1 protein-coding gene is annotated in these 4,170 nt (G+C 71.7%); it reads right to left on the reverse strand.

Annotation, left to right across the window (positions count from 1 at the left end; translation table 11 throughout):
* Positions 1-4,170, reverse strand: a 4,170-nt coding sequence (locus ACFWZ2_RS43350) for an amino acid adenylation domain-containing protein (protein ID WP_384555313.1), incomplete at both ends; no start/stop codon positions are given.

The following is a 4,170-nucleotide window of genomic DNA, read 5'->3' on the forward strand; positions in this document are numbered from 1 at the left end:
CGGGGGCGGGGAGCGCGGCGCGGTCGAGCTTCCCGCTCGGTGTCGTGGGGAGTTCCGCCAGCGGCACGAGCGCCGACGGGACCATGTACTCGGGCAAGCGCCCCCGTACGAGGTCCGTCAGGGCCGTGAGGTCCAGCTCGGTCGCGCCCGCTGTGCCGCTGCCCGGCACCACGTACGCGACAAGGCGCTGGTCACCGTCGCGATCCTCCCGGACCACGGCCACCGCACTGTCGACCTCCGGGTGCGCGGTCAGCGCCGACTCCACCTCGGCCAGTTCGATACGGAACCCGCGGACCTTCACCTGGAAGTCGGTGCGCCCGATGTACTCGACCTGGCCGTCCTGGTTCCAGCGGACCAGGTCCCCGGTGCGGTACATCCGCGCGCCGGACCCGCCGTAGGGACAGGCCACGAATCGGTGCGCGGTCAGGCCGGGCTGGCCCAGGTAACCGCGGGCCAGCCCGGCACCGGCCAGGTACAGCTCGCCCGCGCAGCCCGGTGCGACCGGGCGCAGCGCCTCGTCGAGCACGTACACCTGGGTGTTCCAGATCGGCGCACCGATCGGCACCCGGTCCGCGCCCGGCACGTGCTGCCACGCCGTGACCTCCACCGACGCCTCGGTGGGCCCGTAGAGGTTGTGTACACCGCAGCCGGGCAGCAGCTCGACCGCTTGGTCGGCCAGCGAGGGCGGGAACGCCTCGCCCGCGACCTCGATCCAGCGCAGGCTGGTGCACTGCTTCGCCGCGGGCTCTGCGACGAACGCCGCCAGCAGGGACGGCACGAAGTCCGCACCGGTCACCCGCTCCCGCTGGATCAGCTCGGCGAGATACGCCGGGTCCCTGCGCCCGTCCGGCCGCGCGACGACGACGGCCGCGCCCACCTGCAAGGGCGCGAACATCTCCGGCACCGACACGTCGAAGCTCGCCGACGTACTGAGCAGCACCCGGTCGTCGGCGGCGACGTCGAAGTGCGACAGGCCCCATGCCAGCCGGTTCATGATCGAACGATGCGTGACCTGGACGCCCTTGGGGCCGCCGGTGGAGCCGGAGGTGAAGATGACGTACGCGGCATGGTCAGGTGAGATCGCGCGCAGCGGATTGGTGTCCGGGTACCCGGAGACGTCGGGGAGCGCCTCGTCGAGCATCAGCAGCGGCTTGGCGCTGTCGAGTACATGCCGCACGCGGGCCTCGGGCAGCTCGGGGTCGACCGGCAGATAGGCCGCCCCGGCCTTGACCACTGCGTAGATCGCGACCAGCAGCTCGACGGAACGGGGTATGCGGACCGCGACCAACTGCTCGGGGCCCGCGCCCTGTTCGATGAGCCAGTGGGCGAGCCGGTTGGCGCGCCGGTTGAACTCCTCGTACGTCAGTGTCTCGCGCTCACCGATCACCGCGACGCGGTCCGGGGTGCGGTCGGCCTGCGCCTCGAACGCGCCCGGCAAGGTGTCCGCGGCCACCGGGTGCGTGGTGTCGTTGACCCGCCGCACCAGCCAGTCCCGTTCGTCCTCCGCCAGTACCTCGACGGCGCCGACCGGCACCGTCGGGTCGTCGAGCACCTGGTCGAGGACCCGGACGAGGCGGGCGGCGATCATCCCGGCCGTGTCGCGGTCGTAGAGGTCGTTCTGGTAGTCGAGCGAGAGCCGCATATAGGGGTCGGAGGAGTTGAGCGTGAGGGGGTAGTGCGAGCCGGCGAACGGTCGGATGCCGTCGATCGTGAAGCCCGCCGACGCGTTCGCCTCGATGATGCCCTCGCGGTCGATCGGGTAGTTCTCGAACACGAGGAGCGTGTCGAACAGGGCGGGCAGTCCGGTGTTGCGCTGGATGTCGGCGAGTCCGTAGTGGTGGTGGTCGAGCAGGGAGATCTGCCGGTCCTGGAGGTCGGTGACGACGTCGGCCACGCTCTGGTGCGGTCGGCAGTGGGCCCTGGTCGGCAGGGTGTTGATGAACAGGCCGACCATCTCGTCCGAACCGACCAGGTCGGCCGGGCGGCCGTTGACGGCGGCGCCGAACACCACGTCGTGCTGCCCGGTCAGCTTCGAGAGCAGGATCGCCCACGCACCCTGCAAGAGGGTGTTCAGCGTGACCCCGAGTTCCGCGGCACGGCGGGCGAGTTCACGCCCCTTGTCGATCGACAGCGGTACCTCGACCCGGCCGAGCGACGACGCCTCGCCCCTGGAGACGACGTCTGCCGCCACGAGCGTCGGCTGGTCGAACCCGGAGAGTTCGGCCTTCCATCGGTCCGCCGATGCGTCCCTGTCCTGCTGGGACAGCCAGGTGAGGTAGTCGCCGTAGCTGCGGACGGGGGTGAGTTCGCCGGTCCCGGCGTAGAGGCGGATCAGGTCCTTGATGACCAGTGGTGAGGACCAGCCGTCGAAGACGGTGTGGTGTGCCGTGATGATGAGTTTCGCCTGTTCCGGACCGCAGGTGAGCAGTCCCAGACGGAACAGCGGCGGGCGGGTCGGGTCGAGCCGGTCGGCCCGGTCCTCGGCCAGGAACTCGTCGAGCGCCGCGTCCTGCGCGCCCTCGCTCTTACCTGTCAGATCGAGGTGCCGCCAAGGCAGCGCGACGTGCTCTGCGACGACCTGCACGGGATCGCCGCTGTCCGCGTTGAGGAACGCGGCGCGCAGGTTCGGGTAGCGGTCGAGGAGCGCCTGTCCGGCCGCCCGCATGCGTGCCGGGTCCACGTGCCCGGACAGATGCAGCACGATCTGCATGTGGTAGACGTCGAAGGAGTCCTGGGCGAAGGCGGCCTGGAACTGGATGCCGGACTGGCCCGGTGACTGCGGCCATATCTCCGTGAGCGGGCCGTAGCGTGTCTGCCAGGTGTCGATCTCGTCCTGGCCGACCGTGACCAGCGGGGCGTCGGATGGCGTGAGCCCGCCCGCCTCGGGGTGGGCGGCGTGGGCGGCCATGCCGTGCAGCACCTGCACCCACAACTCGGCCAGCTCATCGACCTGTTCACGGCAGAGGACCCCGGTGGGGAACAGGAACGCGGTCTGCAACTGGGCGCCGTCGGGGCCGTCGGTGGCCACCGAGTTGACCTCCAGTGCCGACAGCGCGGGCAGATCAGGATCCGGCGTCGCGATCAGCTCGGTCGGCCAGGCAGCGGGCCCCCAGCCCTGTGCGCGCAGCTGCTCGGGCACATCGGTCTCGGAGATCCGGCCCAGGTAGTTGAAGCCGATCTGCGGCACCGGATACCCGGCCAGCTGCCCGGCCGTCTCCGGATTCAGATACCGCAGCAGCCCATAGCCCACGCCCTTGTCCGGCACCGCCCGCAGCTGCTCCTTGACCCGCTTGATTGCCTGCCCGGCGGCCGGGCCCCCGGCCAGCACCTCGGCGACATCCGCACCGTTCACGTCGATGCGGGCCGGATACATGCTGGTGAACCAGCCCACCGTGCGCGACAGATCGGCGCCGGGCACCAGGTCCTCCTCCCGGCCATGGCCCTCCAGGCGCACCAGCAGTGAACGGTCCGTGCCCTGCCACCGGTTGACCGCCACCCCCAGGGCGGCGAGCAGCACATCGGTGGCGGTGCCCCGGATACGGGCGGGCAGATCGGTCAGCACCGCCTGGGTGACCGCGGCGGGCAGCTGCACCTGCACGCTCTGCACGGTGGACCACACATCCACCGCCGGATCCAGCAACCGGCCGCCCACCGCCGGGTTCGGCGCCTCCAGCAGGTCGCGCCAGTAGGCCAGTTCGGCCTCCTCCCGCTGCGGCAACAGCGCCTGCTCCTGCAGGGCGTGGGCCCAGCGGCGGGCCGAGGTGCCCACCGCCGCAAGCCCCGGCGCCCGGCCGGTGCGCACCTGCTGCCAGGCCTCGGCCAGATCCGACATGAGGATGCGCCAGGTCACCCCGTCCACCACCAGGTGATGCAACACCACCAGCAACCGGCCCGCCCCCGCCCCCGCCCCCGCCCCCGCGCCGGGTCCGGGGTCCAGCCAGACGAAGGCCGCCATCACCCCGGCCGCGGGGTCCAGCCGGCCGACCGCCGCATCCAGCTCCGCGCCCGCCAGCTCCAGCGCGGACGCCTGCGCCCACCGCCCGTCACACGCCACCCGGTAGATCAACTCTGCGGCACGGACCGCACCCACCGGCCGCACCAGCAGCGCGAGGTCCTCCCCGGCCAGCAGCTGGGCGCGCAGCAGGTCGTGCCGGGCCAGCACCGCATCCA

The organism is Streptomyces sp. NPDC059002, from assembly GCF_042740435.1.
Lineage (GTDB): Bacteria > Actinomycetota > Actinomycetes > Streptomycetales > Streptomycetaceae > Streptomyces.